General features: G+C 64.8%; 18 protein-coding genes and 2 tRNA genes. 19 read left to right on the top strand and 1 reads right to left on the bottom strand.

Features of this window, described 5'->3' with window-relative positions:
• The 16 genes from tuf to HFGMBDPB_RS26995 all read left to right on the top strand — a co-directional run.
• Positions 1 to 1,467: elongation factor Tu (gene tuf / locus HFGMBDPB_RS27075; RefSeq protein WP_502757483.1), on the top strand; the 1,467-nt coding region annotated here is incomplete at its 5' end.
• Positions 1,468 to 1,476: 9 nt separating this feature from the next.
• Positions 1,477 to 1,552: transfer RNA gene (locus HFGMBDPB_RS27065), tRNA-Trp, on the top strand.
• Positions 1,553 to 1,638: 86 nt separating this feature from the next.
• On the top strand, positions 1,639 to 2,022 hold the full coding sequence (secE, locus tag HFGMBDPB_RS27060; RefSeq protein WP_012202436.1) for a preprotein translocase subunit SecE: 384 nt from the start codon (positions 1,639 to 1,641) through the stop codon (positions 2,020 to 2,022).
• The gene (nusG, locus tag HFGMBDPB_RS27055) at positions 2,022 to 2,606 is read left to right on the top strand and encodes a transcription termination/antitermination protein NusG (RefSeq protein WP_016450388.1); all 585 of its coding nucleotides are present in this window, start codon (positions 2,022 to 2,024) and stop codon (positions 2,604 to 2,606) included. The genes secE and nusG overlap by 1 nt, the downstream gene beginning before the upstream one ends.
• A 140-nt stretch (positions 2,607 to 2,746) precedes the next feature.
• Positions 2,747 to 3,178, top strand: coding sequence for a 50S ribosomal protein L11 (rplK, locus tag HFGMBDPB_RS27050; protein ID WP_012202438.1), 432 nt, complete (start codon positions 2,747 to 2,749; stop codon positions 3,176 to 3,178).
• On the top strand, positions 3,179 to 3,874 hold the full coding sequence (gene rplA, locus HFGMBDPB_RS27045; protein ID WP_016450389.1) for a 50S ribosomal protein L1: 696 nt from the start codon (positions 3,179 to 3,181) through the stop codon (positions 3,872 to 3,874).
• A gap of 226 nt (positions 3,875 to 4,100) precedes the next feature.
• Positions 4,101 to 4,628, top strand: a complete 528-nt coding sequence (gene rplJ / locus HFGMBDPB_RS27040) for a 50S ribosomal protein L10 (RefSeq protein WP_016450390.1) — start codon at positions 4,101 to 4,103, stop codon at positions 4,626 to 4,628.
• Positions 4,629 to 4,665: 37 nt separating this feature from the next.
• Positions 4,666 to 5,043, top strand: coding sequence for a 50S ribosomal protein L7/L12 (gene rplL / locus HFGMBDPB_RS27035; protein WP_012202441.1), 378 nt, complete (start codon positions 4,666 to 4,668; stop codon positions 5,041 to 5,043).
• A 277-nt stretch (positions 5,044 to 5,320) separates the two neighbouring features.
• Positions 5,321 to 9,433, top strand: coding sequence for a DNA-directed RNA polymerase subunit beta (gene rpoB, locus HFGMBDPB_RS27030; RefSeq protein WP_016450391.1), 4,113 nt, complete (start codon positions 5,321 to 5,323; stop codon positions 9,431 to 9,433).
• A gap of 23 nt (positions 9,434 to 9,456) precedes the next feature.
• Complete coding sequence (gene rpoC / locus HFGMBDPB_RS27025) at positions 9,457 to 13,686, top strand: DNA-directed RNA polymerase subunit beta' (RefSeq protein WP_016450392.1); 4,230 nt, start codon at positions 9,457 to 9,459, stop codon at positions 13,684 to 13,686.
• Positions 13,687 to 13,941: 255 nt separating this feature from the next.
• Positions 13,942 to 14,571: a LemA family protein gene (locus tag HFGMBDPB_RS27020; RefSeq protein WP_212646640.1), complete on the top strand. Its 630-nt coding sequence runs from the start codon at positions 13,942 to 13,944 to the stop codon at positions 14,569 to 14,571.
• Positions 14,568 to 15,965, top strand: coding sequence for a 16S rRNA (cytosine(967)-C(5))-methyltransferase RsmB (gene rsmB / locus HFGMBDPB_RS27015; RefSeq protein WP_212646639.1), 1,398 nt, complete (start codon positions 14,568 to 14,570; stop codon positions 15,963 to 15,965). Before HFGMBDPB_RS27020 ends, rsmB begins: the two co-directional genes overlap by 4 nt.
• Positions 15,910 to 16,593, top strand: coding sequence for a DUF4390 domain-containing protein (locus HFGMBDPB_RS27010; RefSeq protein WP_016450395.1), 684 nt, complete (start codon positions 15,910 to 15,912; stop codon positions 16,591 to 16,593). The genes rsmB and HFGMBDPB_RS27010 overlap by 56 nt, the downstream gene beginning before the upstream one ends.
• Entirely contained in the window at positions 16,590 to 18,932 is a 2,343-nt protein-coding gene (locus tag HFGMBDPB_RS27005; RefSeq protein ID WP_126313041.1) for a sensor histidine kinase, read from the top strand. Before HFGMBDPB_RS27010 ends, HFGMBDPB_RS27005 begins: the two co-directional genes overlap by 4 nt.
• Positions 18,933 to 18,974: 42 nt before the next feature.
• Positions 18,975 to 19,649, top strand: coding sequence for a response regulator (locus HFGMBDPB_RS27000; RefSeq protein WP_016450397.1), 675 nt, complete (start codon positions 18,975 to 18,977; stop codon positions 19,647 to 19,649).
• A gap of 66 nt (positions 19,650 to 19,715) precedes the next feature.
• A tRNA-Phe gene (locus HFGMBDPB_RS26995) sits at positions 19,716 to 19,791 on the top strand.
• Between the two features lie 97 nt (positions 19,792 to 19,888).
• Here the strand turns inward: HFGMBDPB_RS26995 and HFGMBDPB_RS26990 are convergent.
• Positions 19,889 to 20,218 (bottom strand): cupin domain-containing protein, encoded by a 330-nt coding sequence (locus HFGMBDPB_RS26990; RefSeq protein ID WP_012202449.1) that lies wholly within the window; start codon positions 20,216 to 20,218, stop codon positions 19,889 to 19,891.
• Between the two features lie 119 nt (positions 20,219 to 20,337).
• On the opposite strand from HFGMBDPB_RS26990, the gene HFGMBDPB_RS26985 reads away from it, so the two are divergent.
• The 3 genes from HFGMBDPB_RS26985 to HFGMBDPB_RS26975 are packed head-to-tail and all read left to right on the top strand — an operon-like array spanning position 20,338 to position 22,443.
• Complete coding sequence (locus tag HFGMBDPB_RS26985) at positions 20,338 to 21,534, top strand: NnrS family protein (protein WP_212646638.1); 1,197 nt, start codon at positions 20,338 to 20,340, stop codon at positions 21,532 to 21,534.
• A 13-nt stretch (positions 21,535 to 21,547) separates the two neighbouring features.
• Entirely contained in the window at positions 21,548 to 21,994 is a 447-nt protein-coding gene (locus HFGMBDPB_RS26980; RefSeq protein ID WP_016450399.1) for an RrF2 family transcriptional regulator, read from the top strand.
• Positions 21,991 to 22,443, top strand: coding sequence for a CopD family copper resistance protein (locus HFGMBDPB_RS26975; protein WP_016450400.1), 453 nt, complete (start codon positions 21,991 to 21,993; stop codon positions 22,441 to 22,443). The genes HFGMBDPB_RS26980 and HFGMBDPB_RS26975 overlap by 4 nt, the downstream gene beginning before the upstream one ends.
• The last annotated feature ends 52 nt before the right edge of the window (positions 22,444 to 22,495 follow it).

Genomic DNA, 22,495 nt, shown 5'->3' with positions numbered 1-22,495 from the left:
ACCAAGCCCCACGTCAACGTGGGCACCATCGGTCACGTGGACCACGGCAAGACGACCCTGACGGCTGCCATCGCCACCGTTCTGTCCAAGAAGTTCGGCGGCGAAGCCAAGGCTTACGACCAGATCGACGCAGCACCTGAAGAAAAGGCCCGCGGCATCACGATCAACACCGCCCACGTCGAGTACGAAACGGCCAACCGCCACTACGCTCACGTTGACTGCCCCGGCCACGCCGACTACGTCAAGAACATGATCACCGGCGCTGCTCAGATGGACGGCGCTATCCTGGTGTGCTCGGCCGCTGACGGCCCGATGCCCCAGACCCGCGAGCACATCCTGCTGGCTCGTCAGGTGGGCGTGCCCTACATCATCGTGTTCCTGAACAAGTGCGACATGGTGGACGACGAAGAGCTGCTGGAGCTGGTCGAAATGGAAGTGCGCGAGCTGCTGGCCAAGTACGACTTCCCCGGCGACGACACCCCCATCATCCGCGGCTCGGCCAAGCTGGCCCTGGAAGGTGACGCAAGCGACAAGGGCGAGCCCGCCATCCTGCGTCTGGCTGAAGCCCTGGACACCTACATCCCCACGCCCGAGCGCGCTGTGGACGGTGCCTTCGCAATGCCCGTGGAAGACGTGTTCTCGATCTCCGGCCGTGGCACCGTGGTGACTGGTCGCGTTGAGCGCGGCATCATCAAGGTCGGCGAAGAAATCGAAATCGTCGGTATCCGCGACACCCAGAAGACCATCGTCACCGGCGTGGAAATGTTCCGCAAGCTGCTGGACCAAGGCCAAGCTGGCGACAACGTGGGCCTGTTGCTGCGCGGCACCAAGCGTGAAGACGTGGAACGCGGCCAAGTGCTGTGCAAGCCCGGCTCCATCAAGCCCCACACCCACTTCACGGCTGAGGTGTACGTGCTGTCCAAGGACGAAGGTGGTCGCCACACTCCGTTCTTCAACAACTACCGTCCCCAGTTCTATTTCCGCACGACCGACGTGACCGGCTCCATCGAGCTGCCCGCCGACAAGGAAATGGTGATGCCTGGCGATAACGTGTCGATCACCGTCAAGCTGATCGCCCCCATCGCCATGGAAGAAGGTCTGCGCTTCGCTATCCGCGAAGGCGGCCGTACCGTGGGCGCTGGCGTGGTTGCCAAGATCATTGCNAAGCCCGGCTCCATCAAGCCCCACACCCACTTCACGGCTGAGGTGTACGTGCTGTCCAAGGACGAAGGTGGTCGCCACACTCCGTTCTTCAACAACTACCGTCCCCAGTTCTATTTCCGCACGACCGACGTGACCGGCTCCATCGAGCTGCCCGCCGACAAGGAAATGGTGATGCCTGGCGATAACGTGTCGATCACCGTCAAGCTGATCGCCCCCATCGCCATGGAAGAAGGTCTGCGCTTCGCTATCCGCGAAGGCGGCCGTACCGTGGGCGCTGGCGTGGTTGCCAAGATCATTGCCTAATTGATTCGTAGGGGTATAGCTCAATTGGCAGAGCGTCGGTCTCCAAAACCGAAGGTTGTAGGTTCGATTCCTACTGCCCCTGCCACCTGATGGTGGAATCGCAACGAGCCCGCCCCAAAGCGGGCTTCGGTGTCTTGGCGTTGCGCAAAAAATGCGCATTAGAAATGGATTATGGCCACTACTCAGGTTGAAACGGTCAGCTCCGGAGCTGACAAAGCCAAGCTTGCCGCAGTCGCGGCTTTAGTCGTTGCTGCGATCGCAGGTTTCTATCTGCTGAGCAAGCAAGGTCCCATCGTTCAGTGGCTGGTGCTGCTGGTCGGTCTGGCTGCGGCTGCTGGCACGTTCCTTGTTTCCGAGCCCGGAAAGCGTTTCGTCAGCTTTGCGCAGGATGCCTGGCGCGAAGTCAAGAAGGTCGTCTGGCCGACGCGCAAGGAGACCATGCAGATGACCTTGTACGTCTTCGGCTTTGTGGTCATCATGGCCTTGTTCCTGTGGTTCACGGACAAGACGCTGGAGTGGGTCCTGTATGACCTGATTTTGGGCTGGAGGAAGTAATGGATGCTGTCGAAACAGGTGTGAACGACGGAGGGGCAACGCCTGCCAATCCGGATCTGCGCTGGTACATCGTCCATGCCTACTCCGGCATGGAAAAGGCCGTGGAGCGCAACATCATCGAGCGCATCGCGCGTTCGGACATGCAGTCCAAGTTCGGCCGCATCCTGGTTCCCACCGAGGAAGTGGTGGAGATGAAGAACGGCCAGCGCCGTACCACCGAACGCCGCTTGTTCCCTGGCTACGTGTTCGTCGAGATGGTCATGGACGACGACACCTGGCACCTGGTCAAGCACACCAGCAAGGTGACGGGTTTCGTGGGTGGTGCCAAGAACCGCCCCGCACCGATCTCCGAAGAGGAAGTGCGCAAGATCGTCAGCCAGATGCAGGAAGGCACGGACAAGCCGCGCCACAAGATCGAATTCATGCCCGGCGAACTGGTGCGTGTCAAGGAAGGCCCCTTCACGGACTTCAATGGCTCGGTCGAAGAGGTCAACTACGAAAAGAGCCGCCTGCGCGTCTCGGTGATGATCTTCGGTCGCTCTACGCCGGTCGAGCTTGAATTTGCCCAGGTTGAAAAAACCTGAGTTACCGCTTACAATCTCTGGCTCTGCATTTTTAGGCTCGGTGCAGGGCGTGTCAGCAAGAGTCTTTTAACCCCCGGGGAGCTGCCGGCTGCAACTATTCTTGGTTGGGCCGGCGGCGCTATACCCGCAAGGAGCATTCAATGGCGAAGAAAATCGTCGGCTTCATCAAGCTGCAAGTGCCAGCTGGTAAGGCCAATCCCTCTCCTCCGATCGGTCCTGCGCTGGGTCAGCGCGGCCTCAACATCATGGAATTCTGCAAGGCGTTCAACGCCCAGACCCAAGGTGTCGAGCCCGGCCTGCCCCTGCCCGTGGTCATCACGGCCTTTGCCGACAAGAGCTTCACCTTCATCATCAAGACGCCTCCGGCGACTGTGCTGATCAAGAAGGCCATCAAGCTGGACAAGGGCTCCTCCAACCCCCTGAAGAACAAGGTCGGCAAGATCACCCGCGCTCAGCTGGAAGAGATCGCCAACACCAAGCTGAAGGACATGAACGCTGCTGACGTCGACGCCGCCGTGCGTACGCTGGCTGGTTCGGCCCGTTCGATGGGCGTGATTGTGGAGGGTGTGTAAATGGCCAAGTTGACCAAGAAGCAAAAGGCTCTCCAGGGCAAGGTGGAGTCCACCAAGCTGTACGCTTTCGCCGACGCCGTGGCGCTGGTGAAGGAAGCCGCCACCGCCAAGTTCGATGAATCCATCGACGTGGCCGTGCAATTGGGCGTGGACGCCAAGAAGTCTGACCAAGTGGTTCGTGGCGCCGTCGTGCTGCCCCACGGCACTGGCAAGACCGCCCGCGTGGCCGTATTCGCCCAAGGCGCCAAGGCTGAAGAAGCCAAGGCTGCTGGCGCCGACGTGGTCGGCATGGACGACCTGGCTGCCCGCGTGAAGGCTGGCGACATGCCCTTCGACGTGGTCATCGCTGCCCCCGACGCCATGCGCGTCGTCGGTACGCTGGGTCAGATCCTGGGCCCGCGCGGCCTGATGCCCAACCCCAAGGTGGGTACGGTGACTCCCGATGTGGCCACGGCCGTGAAGAACGCCAAGGCTGGTCAGGTGCAATACCGCGTCGACAAGGCCGGCATCATCCACGCCACCATCGGCCGCCGCTCGTTCGACAACGAGAAGCTGCAAGGCAACCTGGCTGCGCTGATCGACGCCCTGAACAAGTCCAAGCCCGCCTCGAGCAAGGGCCTGTACCTGCGCAAGGTGGCTGTTTCGTCGACCATGGGTGTGGGCGTTCGCGTCGACACGCAAACCATCTCGGCCTGATAGCCAAGAAATCTTGAGGCGGCTTGCGGGCTGCCTCAGTGGTGGGCCGGCGCAGCGATGCGCCGGGTCATCCAAGACCGTTGGTGTGCCTTGCGGCACTTAAACCTCAGGGGCCAACGCAGATGGCGATCCCGCTGCAGATGGATGCATTTCCAAAACAGTTGGTCGCTGCAACAAGAGCGCGCATGAGGGGCCTGCCCCGAGTGTGCATTTGAAGGAGTAGACCTTGAGTCTTAATCGCAGTGAGAAAGAAGCGGTCATCAATGAAGTGACCAGCCTCGCCGCAAAAGCTCAAACGCTTGTGATCGCGGAATACCGCGGCATCACGGTCGCCGACATGACCAAACTGCGCGTTGACGCCCGCAGCAAGGGTGTGAGCCTGAGCGTGTTGAAGAACACGCTGGCCCGCCGTGCTGTGGCTGGCAGCCAGTTCGACGTTGTCGCCGACCAGATGACCGGCCCTCTGATCTATGGCTTCTCTGAAGACGCAGTGGCTGCCGCCAAGGTGGTGGCCGACTTCGCGAAAACCAACGACAAGCTGGTGATCCGCGGTGGTGCGTTTGCAGGCAAGGCCCTGGACGTGAACGGTGTGAAGCAACTGGCGAACATCCCCTCGAAGGAAGTTCTGCTGGCACAACTGTGTGGCTTGCTGATGTCGCCTATCTCGCGTACGGCCGTTGTGCTGGGCGCCCTGGCGGCAAAGAAGAGCGAAGGCTCTGCCGAAGAACCGGCAGCCGAAGCAGTCGCAGCCTGAGCGCGCGGCAGTTAACCAATATTGTTAGGAAATCAAAATGGCATTCGATAAAGACGCATTTCTGACCGCGCTCGACGGCATGACGGTCCTGGAACTCAATGACCTGGTGAAGGCCATTGAAGAGAAGTTCGGCGTGAGCGCTGCCGCCATGGCCGCTCCCGCTGCTGGTGGCGCTGCTGGCGGCGCTGCTGCTGCAGAAGAAAAGACCGAGTTCAACGTTGTGCTGACCGAAGCCGGCGCGAACAAGGTTTCCGTCATCAAGGCCGTGCGTGAAATCACCGGCCTGGGTCTGAAGGAAGCCAAGGACCTGGTCGACGGCGCTCCCAAGAACGTCAAGGAAGGCGTTGCCAAGGCTGACGCTGAAGCCGCTGTGAAGAAGCTGGTGGAAGCCGGTGCCAAGGCTGAACTGAAGTAATTCAGTCCCCTCAAGGGCTGGAGGCTCCGAAAAAGGGCCTCCAGCCTTTGGCGCTTGTGGAGAGCGTATCCATAGAGCACACTAGAAAGCGGTCTGGAGCAGCCTGTTTTCTAGTGTCTTCTGACAACCCGACAGCAGAAGATGCCTTGGTTCGGGCGATGTGCAACGCATCGCCGTCAGCCATGGTTGGTAGTGGCCAACCGCCAAGCCCGCAGGGAGCTTTCCATGTGGGGCAGTCGTCGCAGACCCAGGACTCATGTCTTTGCCCGGAGATCTCATGGCCTATTCTTACACCGAACGCAAGCGAATCCGCAAAAGCTTCGGGAGCCGCGACAGCGTGCTCGAAGTGCCTTACCTGCTGCAGATGCAAAAAGATGCATATACCGCATTCTTGCAGGCAGATGTAGCCCCCAAAAAACGCACCATCGAAGGCCTGCAAGCGGCCTTCAACTCTGCCTTCCCCATCGTCTCCCACAACGGTTTTGTGGAGATGAAGTTCGTCGAGTACAACCTCGCCAAGCCTGCTTTCGATGTGCGCGAGTGCCAGACCCGTGGTCTGACCTTCGCCTCTGCCGTGCGCGCCAAGGTTCAGCTGATCATCTATGACCGTGAGTCTTCGACCTCGCAGTCCAAGGTGGTCAAGGAAGTCAAGGAGCAAGAGGTCTACATGGGCGAAGTGCCCCTGATGACCGACAAGGGCTCGTTCATCATCAACGGCACCGAGCGCGTCATCGTCTCGCAGCTGCACCGCTCGCCTGGCGTGTTCTTCGAACACGACAAGGGCAAGACCCACAGCTCGGGCAAGCTGCTGTTCTCGGCACGCATCATTCCTTACCGCGGCTCGTGGCTGGACTTCGAGTTCGACCCCAAGGACCTGCTGTTCTTCCGCGTCGACCGTCGTCGCAAGATGCCCGTGTCCATTCTGCTGAAGGCCATCGGCCTGACGCCGGAATCGATCCTGGCCAATTTCTTCGTCAACGACAACTTCCGCCTCATGGATTCGGGCGCGCAGATGGAGTTCGTCCCCGAGCGCCTGCGCGGCGAGGTCGCGCGCTTCGACATCACCGACAAGTCGGGCAAGGTCGTGGTCGCCAAGGACAAGCGCGTCACTGCTCGCCACACGCGTGAGCTGGAGCAGTCGGGCACCAAGTTCATCAGCGTCCCCGAAGATTTCCTGATCGGCCGCGTGGTCGCCAAGAACATCGTCGATCCGGACACTGGCGAGATCATCGCCAAGGCCAACGAAGAGCTGACCGAGTCCCTGCTCAAGAAGCTGCGCAGCGCCGGCATCCAGGATCTGCAGTGCATCTACACGAACGAGCTGGACCAGGGCGCCTACATTTCGCAGACCCTGCGCACCGACGAAACCGTCGATGAGTTCGCTGCGCGCGTGGCCATCTACCGCATGATGCGCCCCGGCGAGCCGCCGACCGAGGACGCCGTGCAGGCCCTGTTCCAGCGCCTGTTCTACAACCCCGACACCTACGACCTTTCGCGCGTTGGCCGGATGAAGTTCAACGCCAAGGTCGGCCGCGATGGCGCCACCGGCCCCATGGTGCTGTCCAACGAGGACATCCTGGCCGTGGTCAAGATCCTGGTGGATCTGCGCAACGGCAAGGGCGAGGTCGATGACATCGACCACCTGGGCAACCGCCGCGTGCGTTGCGTGGGCGAACTGGCCGAGAACCAGTACCGCACGGGCCTGGCACGTATCGAGAAGGCCGTGAAGGAGCGTCTGGGTCAGGCCGAGCAAGAGCCGCTGATGCCCCATGACCTGATCAACAGCAAGCCGATTTCGGCCGCCCTGAAGGAATTCTTCGGTGCGTCGCAGCTGTCGCAGTTCATGGACCAGACCAATCCTCTGGCCGAAATCACGCACAAGCGTCGCGTCTCGGCCCTGGGCCCGGGCGGTCTGACGCGCGAGCGCGCAGGCTTCGAAGTGCGCGACGTGCACGTGACCCACTACGGCCGCGTCTGCCCTATCGAAACGCCTGAAGGCCCGAACATCGGCCTGATCAATTCGCTGGCCCTGTACGCCCGCCTGAACGAGTACGGCTTCATCGAGACGCCTTACCGTCGCGTGGCCGACGGCAAGGTCACGATGGAGATCGACTACCTGTCGGCCATCGAGGAAGGCAAGTACATCATCGCCCAGGCCAATGCCGAGCTGGATGCCGAAGGCCGCCTGATCGGCGACCTGGTGTCGGCGCGCGAAAAGGGTGATTCGACCCTGGTGTCGGCCGAGCGCGTTCAGTACATGGACGTGTCGCCCGCACAGATCGTGTCGGTGGCTGCCTCGCTGATTCCGTTCCTGGAGCACGATGACGCGAACCGCGCATTGATGGGCGCCAACATGTCGCGTCAGGCCGTGCCTGTGCTGCGTCCCGAAAAGCCCATGGTGGGCACGGGCATCGAGCGCGTGGCGGCAGTGGACTCCGGCACCGTGGTGACGGCAACCCGCGGCGGTATCGTGGACTATGTCGATGCAACGCGCATCGTGGTCCGCGTGAACGATGCGGAAGCCGTGGCCGGCGAAGTCGGCGTGGACATCTACAACCTCATCAAGTACCAGCGTTCCAACCAGAACACCAACATCCACCAGCGTCCCATCGTCAAGCGTGGCGACAAGCTGGCCAAGGGTGACGTGGTGGCCGACGGCGCATCGACCGACCTGGGCGAAATCGCCATCGGTCAGAACATGCTGATCGCCTTCATGCCCTGGAACGGCTACAACTTCGAGGATTCGATCCTGATCAACGAGCGCGTGGTGGCCGAAGACCGCTACACCTCGATCCATATCGAAGAACTCGTGGTGATGGCCCGCGACACCAAGCTCGGTGCCGAGGAAATCACGCGCGACATCCCGAACCTGTCCGAGCAGCAGCTCAACCGCCTGGACGAGTCCGGCATCATCTACGTGGGTGCGGAAGTGCAGCCCGGCGATGTGCTGGTCGGCAAGGTCACGCCCAAGGGCGAGACCACGCTGACGCCTGAAGAGAAGCTGCTGCGCGCCATCTTCGGCGAGAAGGCTTCCGACGTGAAGGACACCTCGCTGCGCGTGGACCAGGGCTCGCAAGGCACCGTGATCGACGTGCAGGTCTTCACCCGTGAAGGCATCCAGCGCGACAAGCGTGCCCAGCAGATCATCGACGATGAACTCAAGCGCTACCGCCTGGACCTGAACGACCAGCTGCGCATCGTCGAGGCCGACGCCTTCGACCGTATCGAGAAGCTGCTCAATGGCCGCGTGGCCAACGGCGGCCCGCAAAAGCTGGCCAAGGGCGCCAAGATCGACAAGGCCTACCTGGACGGCGTGGAGAAGTTCCACTGGTTCGACATCCGTCCTGCAGAGGACGAGGTCGCCACCCAGCTTGAGTCCATCAAGAACTCGCTGGAGCAGACGCGCCACAGCTTCGACCTGGCTTTCGAAGAAAAGCGCAAGAAGCTCACCCAGGGCGACGAGCTGCCCGCTGGCGTGCTCAAGATGGTCAAGGTCTACCTGGCCGTCAAGCGCCGCCTGCAGCCCGGCGACAAGATGGCCGGCCGCCACGGCAACAAGGGCGTGGTCTCCAAGATCGTTCCGGTCGAGGACATGCCCTACATGGCCGACGGCTCCACTGCCGACATCGTGCTGAACCCGCTGGGCGTGCCTTCGCGCATGAACATCGGCCAGGTGCTGGAAGTGCATCTGGGCTGGGCCGGCAAGGGCCTGGGCCAGCGCATCGGCGACATGCTGCAGCAGGAAGCCCGTGCCGCCGAAATCCGTGCCTTCATGGAAGAGATCTACAACTCGCGCGGCCGCAAGGAAGACCTGGCCCAGCTCGATGACAACGAGATCGTGTCCATGGCGCAGGCGCTGACCACGGGCGTGCCGTTTGCCACGCCGGTGTTCGACGGCGCTTCCGAGCAGGAAATCCAGGACATGCTGCATCTGGCATATCCGGAAGAGCTGAAGGAGCGCAAGGGCCTGACCGAAAGCCGCACGCAGGCCTACCTGTATGACGGCCGCACCGGTGACCGCTTCGAGCGTCCGACCACCATCGGCTACATGCACTACCTGAAGCTGCACCACTTGGTCGACGACAAGATGCACGCCCGCTCCACGGGTCCGTACTCTCTGGTGACGCAGCAGCCCCTGGGCGGCAAGGCCCAGTTCGGCGGCCAGCGTTTCGGGGAAATGGAAGTGTGGGCGCTGGAAGCCTACGGCGCCGCCTATGTGCTGCAGGAAATGCTGACCGTGAAGTCCGACGACGTGGTGGGCCGTACCAAGGTGTACGAATCCATCGTCAAGGGCGAGCACGCCATCGAGGCAGGCATGCCCGAGTCGTTCAACGTGCTGGTCAAGGAAATCCGCTCCCTGGGCCTCGACATCGAGCTTGAGCGTTCTTAAATATTGAAAAGGGAAAGAGTCTTATGAAATCTCTACTCGACCTGTTCAAGCAATTCACGCCCGATGAGCATTTCGATGCCATCAAGATCGGTCTGGCTTCTCCCGAGAAGATCCGTTCCTGGTCCTTCGGCGAGGTGAAGAAGCCCGAGACCATCAACTACCGCACGTTCAAGCCCGAGCGCGATGGTCTGTTCTGCGCCAAGATCTTTGGCCCCATCAAGGACTACGAGTGCCTGTGCGGCAAGTACAAGCGCCTCAAGCACCGCGGCGTGATCTGCGAGAAGTGCGGCGTCGAAGTGACCCAGACCAAGGTGCGCCGCGAGCGCATGGGCCACATCGACCTGGCTGCGCCCTGCGCCCACATCTGGTTCCTGAAGTCGCTGCCGTCGCGTCTGGGCCTGGTGCTCGACATGACGCTGCGCGACATCGAGCGCGTGCTGTACTTCGAAGCCTACGTGGTGACCGACCCCGGCATGACCCCGCTGAAGAAGTTCAGCATCATGACCGAGGACGACTACGAGGCCAAGCGCACCGAGTACGGTGACGAGTTCGAAGCCAAGATGGGCGCCGAAGGCATCAAGGACCTGCTCGAAGGCATCGACATCGACGTCGAGACCGAGCGCCTGCGCGGCGACCTGACCGGCTCCGAAGTCAAGGTCAAGAAGAACGCCAAGCGCCTGAAGCTGCTGGAAGCGTTCAAGAAGTCCGGCATCAAGCCGGGCTGGATGGTCATGGAAGTGCTGCCCGTGCTGCCCCCGGACCTGCGTCCGCTGGTGCCGCTGGACGGCGGCCGCTTCGCAACGTCCGACCTGAACGACCTGTATCGCCGCGTCATCAACCGCAACTCGCGTCTGCGCCGCCTGCTGGAGCTGAAGGCTCCGGAAATCATCGCGCGCAACGAAAAGCGCATGCTGCAGGAAGCAGTGGACTCGCTGCTGGACAACGGCCGCCGTGGCAAGGCCATGACGGGCGCCAACAAGCGTGCCCTGAAGTCGCTGGCCGACATGATCAAGGGCAAGAGCGGCCGTTTCCGCCAGAACTTGCTGGGCAAGCGCGTGGACTACTCGGGCCGTTCCGTGATCACGGTGGGTCCGTACCTCAAGCTGCACCAGTGCGGTCTGCCCAAGCTGATGGCGCTGGAACTGTTCAAGCCCTTCATCTTCGCGCAGCTCGAGCAGCGCGGCATCGCCACCACCATCAAGGCGGCGAAGAAGGAAGTGGAATCCGGCACGCCCGTGGTGTGGGACATCCTCGAAGAGGTCATCAAGGAGCACCCGGTCATGCTGAACCGTGCTCCCACGCTGCACCGCCTGGGCATCCAGGCCTTCGAGCCCATCCTGATCGAAGGCAAGGCCATCCAGCTGCACCCGCTCGTCTGCGCGGCCTTCAACGCCGACTTCGACGGTGACCAGATGGCCGTCCACGTTCCGCTGTCGGTGGAAGCACAGATGGAAGCCCGCACGCTGATGCTGGCCTCCAACAACGTGCTGTTCCCCGCATCGGGCGAGCCCTCCATCGTTCCTTCGCAGGACGTGGTGCTGGGTCTGTACCACGCGACGCGCGAGCGCATCAACGGCAAGGGCGAGGGCATGGTCTTCGCCGACATCGGCGAAGTGCAGCGCGCGCTGGACGCCGAGCAGGTCGAGCTGGCCGCCAAGATCAGCGTTCGCCTGACCGAGTGGACGAAGAACAAGGACTCCGGCGAGTTCGAGCCTTCGACCAGCCTGGTGGAAACCACCGTGGGCCGCGCCCTGATGTCCGAGATCCTTCCCAAGGGCCTGCCGTTCAGCCACATGAACAAGGCGCTCAAGAAGAAGGAGATCTCCAAGCTCATCAATGCCTCGTTCCGCAAGTGCGGTCTGAAGGCCACGGTGGTGTTTGCCGACAAGCTGCTGCAAAACGGCTTCCGCCTGTCCACGCACGCCGGCATCTCGATCGCCATCGGCGACATGCTGGTGCCGCCGCAAAAGGCCGAGATCATCGGCCGTGCCGAAGCCGAGGTGAAGGAGATCGAACAGCAGTACGTCTCCGGTCTCGTGACCGCTGGCGAGCGCTACAACAAGGTGGTGGACATCTGGGGCAAGGCCGGCGACGAAGTCTCCAAGGTCATGATGGCCCAGCTGGCCAAGGAAAAGGTCATCGACCGCCACGGCAACGAAGTCGAGCAGGAATCGTTCAACGCCATCTACATGATGGCCGACTCCGGCGCCCGCGGCTCGGCCGCGCAGATCCGCCAGCTGGCCGGCATGCGTGGCCTGATGGCCAAGCCTGACGGCTCCATCATCGAGACGCCCATTACGGCGAACTTCCGTGAAGGCCTGAACGTTCTGCAGTACTTCATCTCCACCCACGGCGCCCGAAAGGGTCTGGCCGACACGGCGTTGAAGACGGCCAACTCCGGCTACCTGACGCGTCGTCTGGTGGACGTGACGCAGGATCTGGTGGTCAACGAGGACGATTGCGGCACGAGCAATGGCGCACTGATGCGCGCCATCGTCGAAGGCGGTGAAGTCATCGAATCGCTGCGCGACCGCGTGCTGGGCCGTACCACGGCCGAGGACGTCGTGCATCCCGAGACGCTGGCCGTGCTGCTGCCCGCAGGCACGCTGCTCAACGAAGACGTGATCGACGAGCTGGAGTCGCAAGGCGTGGACGAGATCAAGGTCCGCACCGCGCTGACCTGCGAAACCCGCTACGGCCTGTGCGCCAAGTGCTACGGCCGCGACCTGGGCCGCGGCGGCCTGATCAACCTCGGCGAAGCCGTGGGTGTGATCGCCGCCCAGTCCATCGGCGAGCCCGGCACGCAGCTGACCATGCGTACCTTCCACATCGGTGGTGCCGCTTCGCGCGCTGCCATCGCCTCGAGCGTGGAAGCCAAGTCCAACGGCTCCATCAGCTTCAACAGCACGATGCGCTACGTCAGCAACACCAAGGGTGAGCTGGTCGTGATTTCGCGTTCGGGCGAAATCGTCATCAGCGACAACGGCCGCGAGCGTGAGCGCCACAAGGTGCCCTACGGTGCCGTGCTGACCGTCAGGCCCGACCAGCAGGTCAAGGCCGGTCTGATCCTGGCCAACTGGGATCCGCTGACCCGACCCATCATTACCGAGTACGCCGGCCAGGTGCGCTTCGAGAATGTGGAAGAGGGCCTGACCGTGGCCAAGCAGGTCGATGAAGTGACCGGCCTGTCCACGCTGGTGGTGATCGATCCCAAGCGCCGTGGCTCTGCCAAGGTCGTGCGTCCCCAGGTCAAGCTGATCGATGCCAACAACCAGGAAGTCAAGATCCCCGGCACCGACCACTCGGTGACGATCGGCTTCCAGGTTGGCGCGCTGATCCAGGTGCGTGACGGCCAGGACGTGGGCCCCGGCGAAGTGCTGGCCCGTATCCCTGTCGAAGGCCAGAAGACCCGAGACATTACCGGCGGTCTGCCCCGCGTGGCCGAGCTGTTCGAAGCCCGTACGCCCAAGGACAAGGGCACGCTGGCCGAGATGACCGGCACCATTTCCTTCGGCAAGGAAACCAAGGGCAAGGTGCGCATGCAGATCACCGATCTGGATGGCAAGGTCTGGGAAGAACTCGTGCCCAAGGAAAAGAACATCCTGGTGCACGAAGGCCAGGTGGTCAACAAGGGTGAGTCCATCGTCGACGGCCCGGCCGATCCGCAGGACATCCTGCGCCTGCTGGGCATCGAGGAGCTGTCGCGCTACATCGTCGATGAAGTGCAGGACGTCTACCGCCTGCAGGGTGTGAAGATCAACGACAAGCACATCGAGGTGATCGTTCGCCAGATGCTGCGCCGCGTCGTGGTCGAGAACACCGGCGACTCGACCTACATCGCTGGCGAGCAGGTCGAGCGTTCGGAGATCCTCAATACCAACGAGGCGCTGCAGCGCGAAGGCAAGATCCCTGCCACGTACTCCAACGTGCTGCTGGGTATTACCAAGGCATCGCTGTCGACCGACTCCTTCATCTCTGCCGCGTCGTTCCAGGAAACGACCCGCGTGCTCACCGAGGCTGCCATCATGGGCAAGCGCGACGAGCTGCGTGGCCTGAAGGAAAACGTCATCGTGGGTCGCCTGATCCCCGCTGGCACGGGTCTGGCATACCACCAGGCGCGCAAGGCCAAGGACGCCATGGACGACGCAGAGCGCCGCGCCATCGCCGACGCCGAAGCGGCCGAACTGGCCGGTGTGATGGCTGACGACGACGCTGGCGTGGCTGCCGTCGCCGGTGACGCTTCCGCTGACTGATAGGCGGTGTCACCCCCTGAGCGGCTGTGCCGCTTCCCCCTCTCTCGCTACGCGGGAGGGGGACGACGCCCTCGCTGCGGGGGCGGCCCTTGCTCGGCGTCCCTCTTGTTGGGACATGCTGTCTCCTAGAGCAGTGCATGGCGCAAGTGCTTGATGATGTGACGCTCCCGGCCTGCCCTGCGCAGGCGGGAGCGTTTTTCTTTGGGAATAACCAGAGTTCGGCCGGACCAGCTTCCGGCCGGGCCATTGCAGACGATGTGGTCCTTGTCTCTTGAATGGATGCTGCTGGCACTGCTGGTGTTCTGGGCCGTCGGCGCATACAACCGGCTGGCCCGGCTGCGCAGCGGCTGCGTGCAGCAGTTCGGTACGCTCGATGCATACCTGGGCCAGTGGCATGCCATGCTGCAGGCCTTCGAGGCACAGCCCAAGGGCGAAGGCCAAAGCCCCGCCCTTGTGCATGCCCAGGCCGCGCTGCACCAGACCGCCGCGCAGTTGCAGGCGGCGCTGGTCGATGCCCGTGGCCGGCCGCTGCGCGAGAGCGCGCTGGCCTCGCTGGAGCATGCCTGCTCGGCGCTGGAGGTGGCCTGGCAGGCCATGACCAAGGTCGCCGTTGACACCGGCGCCGGCGCCGCTGGCACTGGCGCTGCGCCATCAGATACCCCGTCGCCGGACCCCGATCCGCTGCAGCCCTGGCAGCAGCGCTGGACCGAGCACCAGGTGCGCAACCGCCTGGGACTGCAGCAATTCAACGCCGCGACCGAGCGCTACAACGCCGCCATCGCGCAATATCCGGCCAGGCTGCTGGCCTGGCTGCTGGGCTTTCGCCCGGTGCGCAGCCTGCTGGTCGAACCTGCGCCCAGCAAGGTGCAGGAAAGTGGAACATGAACCAACGCACGCATTCTTCCCCGCGCCGCGCTGCGGCGCCCTCGCAGGCGCATGCCGCACCGGCCGCACCTCCTCTTTGGCAGCAGCTCGACGCCGTCGCCCAATGCCTGCAGGCCGTGCTCGAAGGCCAGTCCAGCCGCAGCGTGCTGGCGCGTGTGCCGCAGCCGCTGCGTCCCGGTGTGCAGGCCCTGCTGTTCCAGGTGCTGCGCCAGCTGGGCCGTGCCCAGGCGCTGCAAAAGCAGCTGGCCTCGCGCAACCCGCCGCCGCGCGTCAGCGCGTTGCTGAACACCGCCCTGGCCTTGGCCTGGGATGAATCTCGCGCGCCATACCCGCCGTTCACCCTGGTCAACCAGGCCGTGGAAGCGGCCAAGCAGGGGCCGACCCGCGCGCAGTCCGGCTTTGTCAACGCCTGCCTGCGCCGCTTTCTGCGCGAGCGCGATGCCCTGGTCGCCACCACCGAAGCCCAGCCGCAGGCGGTCTGGAACCATCCCGCCTGGTGGATTGCCCGCCTGCGCAAGGACCATCCCGATCACTGGCAGGCCATCCTGCAGGCCAACAACGAGCAGCCGCCGATGACGCTGCGCGTCAATCGCCAAAGGGCAGACCGCGCGCAGTACCAGGCGGCGCTGCAGGCCATGGACGTGCCATCGCTTGCCGTGGCCGACAGCGGCCTGCAACTGCAGCAGGCCTTGCCCGTGCAATCCCTGCCGGGCTTCGACCAGGGCCTGGCCTCCGTGCAGGATGCGGCGGCGCAACTGGCCGCACCGCTGCTGCTGCAAGGGCTGGAGCAGCCCGCCGGCCGAGCGTTGCGGATACTTGATGCCTGCGCCGCCCCCGGTGGCAAGACGGCCCACCTGCTGGAATACGCAGCGCCGCAGACCCTGCAGGTCACGGCGCTGGAGATAGACGCCGAGCGCGCCGCGCGCATCGAGGACACGCTGGGAAGGCTGCAGTTGCAGGCGCAAGTGGTCGTGGCCGATGCGTCCCAGCCTGCGCAGTGGTTCGAGGCGCAATGCGGCGGCCAGCTGTTCGACGCCATCTTGCTGGACGCGCCCTGCACGGCCTCGGGCATCGTGCGGCGCCAGCCCGACGTGCGCTGGCTGCGCCGCGAAAGCGATGTGCACCAGCTGGCCCAGATCCAGTCCCGGCTGCTCGACACCCTGTGGCCCCTGCTGCAGCCTGGCGGGCGCCTGCTGTACTGCACCTGCTCGGTCTTCAGGCAAGAGGGCGAGGCACAGGTTCAAGCGTTTGTTGCACGCAACAGTGAGGCGCGAACACTGCCGGCGCCAGGGCATTTAATCCCGGGCAAGGACTACAAAGCCGGCATGCTGGCTGACAATGCTTTGGGTGACCACGACGGCTTCTTCTACGCCTTGCTGCAAAAGACGCGCTGACCCCCGTCCCCGGACCAGGTCGCCAGCCTGGCTGCGCCTGCTGGCGCGGCTGGCCGGGGCACTTGTGCTGGCCGCCGTGCTGGCCGGCCTGGGCCTGCAGGCCAGGGCCGATGCGCTGACCGCCGAGATCGGATCCATGCAGCTCGAGCGCTCCGACGATGGTCTGCTGCTGTCCGCCAATCTCCAGTTCGAGTTGCCCTACCAGATCGACGACGCGCTGCGCCAGGGCATTCCCATGTACTTCGTGGCCGAGGCCCAGGTCCAGCGTGAGCGCTGGTACTGGTCCGATCAGCAACTGGCCACCGCCAGCCGCCACTACCGCCTCAGCCACCAGCCGCTGACACGCCGCTGGCGCCTGCACATCTCCAATACCCCCTTCTCCAGCGCCGGGCTGGGGCTGGCCCTGGGCCAGACCTTCGAGACCCTGGAAGATGCGCTGTCCTCCATGCGGCGCATCTCGCGCTGGAAAATCATGGACACGGCACCCACGCAGTCGGGTGTCTCGGTGCAGCTGCGCTTTCGCATCGACCTGTCCCAGCTGCCAAGGCCGCTGCAGATCGGTGCGCTGGGCCGCTCGGGCTGGAACCTGCAGCTGTCGCGCGCCCAGATGCTGGAAGACGCGCCATGAACCGGGACACCGACGCCGACGAACGCATGGCCCTGCCGGCCTCGGCCGGCCTGTCGCGCGGCACGCGCTGGGCCGTGGGCGTGGGCGCCGGTCTCATGGGGCTGGTCGGCGTGCTGCTGCTGTTCCTGCTGACCCTGGCCACCAACAACCGGCTGGACTACGAGCGCAACTACAACTGGCTGTTCGCCGCCAACGTGGTCGTGGCCGGTCTGCTGCTGGCCATCCTGGTCTGGGGCGGCATCCGCCTGGCCATACGCCTGCAGCGGGGGCGCTTCGGCAGCCGCCTGCTGCTCAAGCTGGCCGGCATCTTCACGCTGGTGGGACTGGTGCCGGGCCTGCTGATCTACATCGTTTCCTACCAGTTCGTCTCGCGCTCCATCGAGAGCTGGTTCGACGTGCAGGTCGAGGGTGCGCTGTCGGCAGGCGTGAGCCTGGCCAGCTCCACGCTGGAGACCGTGGCCAACGACATGGCCAACAACACGCGCACCGCAGGCGCCCAGCTGTCCCAGGTCTCCGATGCGGGCGCCGCGCTGATCCTGGAGCGCGTGCGCGACCAGCTGGGTGCCACCGATGTCGTGCTCTGGAGTGCGTCGGAGCTTGCCGTCATGGGGCCCTCGCAGACCACGCGCAGCGGCGACTTCCCGGGCCTGCGCGCCATCGCCAGCGCAGGCCAGTCGCGCTTCAACCTGCAGCCCGAACGCCCCAGCGCGCAAATGCTGCGCTCGCTGCGCGAGCAGCGCGCCGTGGCCAGCATCGAAGGACTGGACGACGACGGCACGGCCCAGCCGGGTGCCACAGCGCCGAATGCCCAGGTCCGCACGCTGGCCGTGGTTCCCAACCCCAGCGTGGGACTGCTGACCGAGCCGCGTTATTTGCAGGCCACCATTGCACTGCCGCAGGCGCTGGTGACCAACGCCCTTGCCGTGCAGGCCGCCAACCGCGAATACCAGGAACGCGCGCTGGCACGCGGCGGCCTGCAGCGCATGTACATAGGCACGCTCACGCTCAGCCTGTTCCTGGCGGTCTTCGGCGCCGTGGTTCTGGCCATCGTGCTGGGCAACCAGCTGGCCAGGCCGCTGCTGCTGCTGGCCCAGGGCATGCGCGACGTGGCGCGCGGCGACCTGCGGCCCAAGCCGGCGCTGCAGACGCGCGACGAGATCGGCGGGCTCACGCGCTCCTTCGCGCTCATGACCCAGCAACTGGCCGATGCGCGCGCCGAGGCCAACCGCAGCATGGGCCAGCTCGATGCCGCACGCGGCAACCTGCAGACCATCCTCGACAACCTCACATCGGGCGTCATCGTGCTGGACGCGCGGGGCGCCATCGTCCTGAGCAATCCCGGGGCCACGCGCATACTGCGCGCGCCCATGGCCGTCCATGAAGGACGGGCGCTGTCCCAGGTGCCGGGGCTGGAGCAGTTCGGCGAAGTCGTGCAGGAGCAGTTCGCGCTCTTCCTGGGCGAGCAGGGGCGCGATCGCTGGCAACTGGTGCATGAGCTGCATGCCTCCACCGATGGCGGCGTCATCCAGCACACCACCACCCTGGTCATGCGCGGTGCGGAACTGCCCGATGCGCAGCGGCTGCTGGTCTTCGACGACATCTCAGAGATCGTCTCGGCCCAGCGCGCCCAGGCCTGGGGCGAGGTCGCGCGCCGTGTGGCCCATGAGATCAAGAACCCGCTCACGCCCATCCAGCTGTCGGCCGAGCGCATGGCCATGCGGCTGACCGACAAGCTGCAGCCGGCTGACCAGGCGCTGCTGGCCAAGTCCGTCAAGACCATCGTCGATCAGGTCGGCGCCATGAAGCGCCTGGTCGATGAATTCCGCGACTACGCGCGCCTGCCTGCCGCCAATCTGCAGTCGCTGGACCTCAACGCGCTGGTGACCGACGTGCTGCAGCTGTACGGTGAAGAGAACGCCGAAGTGCGCGTGGAGTGTGTGCTGGACCCGCAATGCCCGCCGATTTCCGGCGATGGCCAGCAGCTGCGCCAGGTCATTCACAATCTTTTGCAGAATGCCCAGGACGCCACGGCCCAGCGTGCGCAGGAAAGCGGCCAGCCCCCCGGCCCCGTGACCATAGAGACGCGCTGGAATGAGTCCACGCGCCGCGTGCGCCTGAGCATCAGCGACAGCGGCACGGGCTTCGCGGCCAACATCCTTCAACGGGCCTTCGAGCCCTATGTCACGACCAAGGCGCGGGGCACCGGACTGGGCCTGGCCGTGGTCAAGAAAATCGCAGACGAGCATGGCGCCCGCATCGACCTGGGCAACAGGGACGACGGCGGGGTGATTCAAGGTGCGCAAGTGTCGCTATCATTTGCGCCTGAGCGTACAGGATAGGCCTGACGCCCCCCCGCGCCTCAGCACATAGGCTTAAGACACATGGCAAACATACTGGTGGTCGACGACGAACTGGGGATCCGGGATTTGTTGTCGGAAATCCTCAACGACGAAGGTCATAGTGTGGACGTGGCCGAGAACGCCGGCCAGGCGCGCACGGCGCGCGCCTCCAACACCTACGACCTCGTGCTGCTCGACATCTGGATGCCCGACACCGATGGCGTATCGCTGCTCAAGGAATGGGCCTCGGCGGGCCAGCTGACCATGCCGGTCATCATGATGAGCGGCCACGCCACCATCGAGACGGCGGTGGAGGCCACGCGCATCGGTGCGCTGTCCTTCCTGGAAAAGCCCATCACCATGCAGAAGCTGCTCAAGGCGGTGGAGCAGGGCCTGGCGCGCAATGCCGCCAGCCAGGCGCCGGCTGCAGCGCCTGCCGCAGTGGCCGAGCCCGCCGACATCGCAGCCGTCGTCACGCCTGCGGCCAGCCGTGTGCCGGTGGACAACAACGTGCCGCATGCACACCAGGGTTTCGATCTGGACCGCCCCCTGCGCGAGGCGCGCGACGGTTTCGAGAAGGCCTACTTCGAGTTCCACCTGGCGCGCGAAGGCGGCTCCATGACCCGCGTGGCCGAGAAGACCGGCCTGGAGCGCACCCACCTGTACCGCAAGCTGCGCCAGCTGGGCGTGGACCTGGGCCGCAACAAGCGCGGATAGACTTTTTGAAGGAATTTTGGCTTTTTCGTTTTTGGGTCAAAAAATCCTGCATATAATCTAGTTCTCGGCCCGGTAGCTCAGTCGGTAGAGCAGAGGATTGAAAATCCTTGTGTCGGCGGTTCGATTCCGTCCCAGGCCACCAGATACAGTGAAAAAGATTACGGACTGCTTCGCAAGAAGCAGTCCGTTTTTCTTTGTGCCTCAGGCAATGCGTGATCCTGCCTGTGCTGCGGCCGCGTTCAGTCGTTCGCGCCCGCAATCGTCACCAGCAGCACGCAGCCCTGGTCGCCGCGCGCGTGCACATCGTGCAGCTCGCCGGCAGGCACCAGCACCACCGAGCCGGCCACCAGCCGCAGGCTGGCCAGGCGCGTGGCAATGCCGGCCTCGCCCGCCAGGCAGTGGATGGTGGCCTCGCCGGGGACCTGATGGCTGGGCAGGGCATGGCCGGGCGGCAGCACCAGGCGCAGCAGCTGCAGCTTCGGCGTTCGGATCAGGCTGGTGCTGATGGGCATGCCGTCGCGGGCGTGCAGGGCGATGACCTCCAGTGGCTTTGCGTGTTCGAGTGCCATGCTTGGCTCCTGCTTGATATGGGTCAGAAGGTGGTTGCGCCGCCGCCTCGCCGGTGCACTTGAAGATGTACGCTGGATGCATCTTATGCAGGCGCAGCGGGCCGGAAGGAGTGCACATCATGGCGCAATGGATGGAGCTGGAGGAACCCCTGAGAACCCGGGAGCCGGCGCCGCAATGGACGGCATTCCTCGAATTGGGATTTCGGCCGCTGTACCTGCTTGGCTGCCTCTGGGCCGCGCTGTCGGTGGCGCTGTGGGTCCATGCTCCGCAGTGGATCGCGGGGCGCATGCCCGGCGTGTTCTGGCACGCGCACGAGATGCTGTGGGCCTTCGTGGCCACCATCGCCGTGGGCTTTCTGTTCACGGCAGGCAGCAACTGGACAGGGCGCAATCCCCTGCAGGGCCGGGCATTGGGCGCGCTGTGCCTGCTGTGGCTGGTGGCCCGCGCAGGCTTCTTGCTGCCGGGGCCGCAGGCCTTTGCGGTCGCCGCGCTGTGCGAGACGGCCTTCTTCTGCTGGGCCGCGCTGGCGCTGGGCCGTGCCATTCAGGTGGCGCGCAGCCGGCGCAACTACGGGCTGCCCCTGCTGCTGGCCGGCCTGGGCGCGGCCGATGCGCTGTACCTGTGGTCCATCTGGCAAGGCGACTACGGCGCGCTGATGCAGCGCTTCAACGCAGGCCTGCTGTGCATGGCCGTGATTGCGCTGCTGATCGCGCGGCGCGTGATCCCCTTCTTCGCCATGCGCGCCGTGTCCGGCCTGCAGATCCCCATGCACACGGCCAGCGGCCAGTGGCAACTGGGTGCGGGCGTGGTGGCCATCGCCTGCCTGCTGGCGGGCTGGTGGCCGGGCCTGGCCGCCGGCCTGGCCGTGGCGGGCCTGATCGCCCTGTGGCAGGTGCTGGCCTGGAAGCCCCAGGCCGTGCGCCGCGTGCCGCTGCTGTGGATTCTCTACCTGGGCCACGCGGCGCTGGGTGCGGGCCTGCTGGTGGCCGGCGCGCATGCGGCCGGATGGGTGCTGCGCCCCGCCTGGCCCGTGCATGTGATCGGTGCGGGCGGCTTTGCCCTGCTCATCATCGGCATGTGCACACGGACGTCGATGGGCCACTTGGGCCTGCCGCTGCGCACCGACCGCAGCATGGTCGCCGCCTATGCCCTGGTCATTGCCGCTGCCGTGCTGCGCCTGGCGGCCCTGCTGCCCACGGCGCTGTCGCTGGCGGCGCTGCATGTCTCGGCCGCTGCCTGGGTATTGGCCTTTGCGCTGTACCTGTGGCGTTTCGCCCCGCTGCTGGTGCGCCCGCGTGCCGACCGGCAGGCATGATCGCAGGCCTGCCATGCGCCTGACCCTGATGACCGACTACGCGCTGCGCCTGCTCATGCATGTGGCGCGCCACCCCGGGCGGCTGTGCACGATTGCAGATATCGCCCAGGCCCATGCCATCTCCGAAGCCCATCTCATGAAGGTCACGCACCAGCTGGCGCTGCGCGGCTGGATCGTGACCGTGCGCGGCAAGGGCGGCGGCATGCGCCTGGCCCATGCGCCGGCCGACATCGGCCTGGGCGACGTGGTGCGCGGCATGGAGCCGGACCTTGCCATCGTCGAATGCTTCACGGGCACCAGCCCACCTGCCTGCACGCTTGCGCAGGACTGCCGGCTGGCCGGCGTGCTGGGCGGGGCGCTGGACAGCTTCCTGGCCCATCTGGACGGCTTCACGCTGGCCGATCTGCTGCCGGCTCCCGCATCCCTGCCGCTGCCCCTGCCGCACAGGAGGCGCGCATGAGCTACGGCCTGCTGCTGACCCTGCACCTGCTGGCTGCCATCGCCTTCGCGGGTACGGTGTTCTTTGAAGTGGTGCTGCTGGCCGGGGCGCGCCGCCACCTGCCCGCCATCGTGGCGCGCGCCACCGAGCAGGCGCTGGGCGACCGAGCGGTGGCCGTCATGCCCTGGGTGCTGCTGGTGCTGTACGGCGCGGGGCTGGGTCTGGCCTGGCAGCATCGCGCGGCACTGGCTGCAGCCTTTGCCGCTCCGCTGGCCAGCAGCTTCGGCCTGCTGCTGGCGCTCAAGATCGGGCTGGCGCTCAGCGTGTTCGGACATTTCCTGGCAGCCATGTGGTGGCGCCGGCGCGGTGTGCTGGGCGGGCGCCGCTCGCACCGCCTGCACCTGAGCGTGTTCTGCCACGTGCTGGCCATCGTGCTGCTGGCCAAGGCCATGTTCTACCTGCATTGGTAATGGACCCGCGCGGTCCCGGCCCGTGTCAACCGCGTTAAGCTCGCTGCTCGCA

The sequence above is a fragment of the Delftia sp. PE138 genome (genome assembly GCF_018320755.1).
GTDB classification, from domain to species: Bacteria; Pseudomonadota; Gammaproteobacteria; order Burkholderiales; family Burkholderiaceae_C; genus Comamonas; species Comamonas tsuruhatensis.
Note: the sequence above shows the minus strand (reverse complement) of the source record. Positions and strands in the feature narration are given on the sequence as shown.

Coding starts and splice junctions, on each gene's coding strand:
- secE (WP_012202436.1), top strand. CDS start 1,639: ATGGCCACTACTCAGGTTGAAACGGTCAGCTCCGGAGCTGACAAAGCC.
- nusG (WP_016450388.1), top strand. CDS start 2,022: ATGGATGCTGTCGAAACAGGTGTGAACGACGGAGGGGCAACGCCTGCC.
- rplK (WP_012202438.1), top strand. CDS start 2,747: ATGGCGAAGAAAATCGTCGGCTTCATCAAGCTGCAAGTGCCAGCTGGT.
- rplA (WP_016450389.1), top strand. CDS start 3,179: ATGGCCAAGTTGACCAAGAAGCAAAAGGCTCTCCAGGGCAAGGTGGAG.
- rplL (WP_012202441.1), top strand. CDS start 4,666: ATGGCATTCGATAAAGACGCATTTCTGACCGCGCTCGACGGCATGACG.
- rpoB (WP_016450391.1), top strand. CDS start 5,321: ATGGCCTATTCTTACACCGAACGCAAGCGAATCCGCAAAAGCTTCGGG.
- rpoC (WP_016450392.1), top strand. CDS start 9,457: ATGAAATCTCTACTCGACCTGTTCAAGCAATTCACGCCCGATGAGCAT.
- HFGMBDPB_RS27020 (WP_212646640.1), top strand. CDS start 13,942: ATGTGGTCCTTGTCTCTTGAATGGATGCTGCTGGCACTGCTGGTGTTC.
- rsmB (WP_212646639.1), top strand. CDS start 14,568: ATGAACCAACGCACGCATTCTTCCCCGCGCCGCGCTGCGGCGCCCTCG.
- HFGMBDPB_RS27010 (WP_016450395.1), top strand. CDS start 15,910: ATGCTTTGGGTGACCACGACGGCTTCTTCTACGCCTTGCTGCAAAAGA.
- HFGMBDPB_RS27005 (WP_126313041.1), top strand. CDS start 16,590: ATGAACCGGGACACCGACGCCGACGAACGCATGGCCCTGCCGGCCTCG.
- HFGMBDPB_RS27000 (WP_016450397.1), top strand. CDS start 18,975: ATGGCAAACATACTGGTGGTCGACGACGAACTGGGGATCCGGGATTTG.
- HFGMBDPB_RS26990 (WP_012202449.1), bottom strand. CDS start 20,218: ATGGCACTCGAACACGCAAAGCCACTGGAGGTCATCGCCCTGCACGCC.
- HFGMBDPB_RS26985 (WP_212646638.1), top strand. CDS start 20,338: ATGGCGCAATGGATGGAGCTGGAGGAACCCCTGAGAACCCGGGAGCCG.
- HFGMBDPB_RS26980 (WP_016450399.1), top strand. CDS start 21,548: ATGCGCCTGACCCTGATGACCGACTACGCGCTGCGCCTGCTCATGCAT.
- HFGMBDPB_RS26975 (WP_016450400.1), top strand. CDS start 21,991: ATGAGCTACGGCCTGCTGCTGACCCTGCACCTGCTGGCTGCCATCGCC.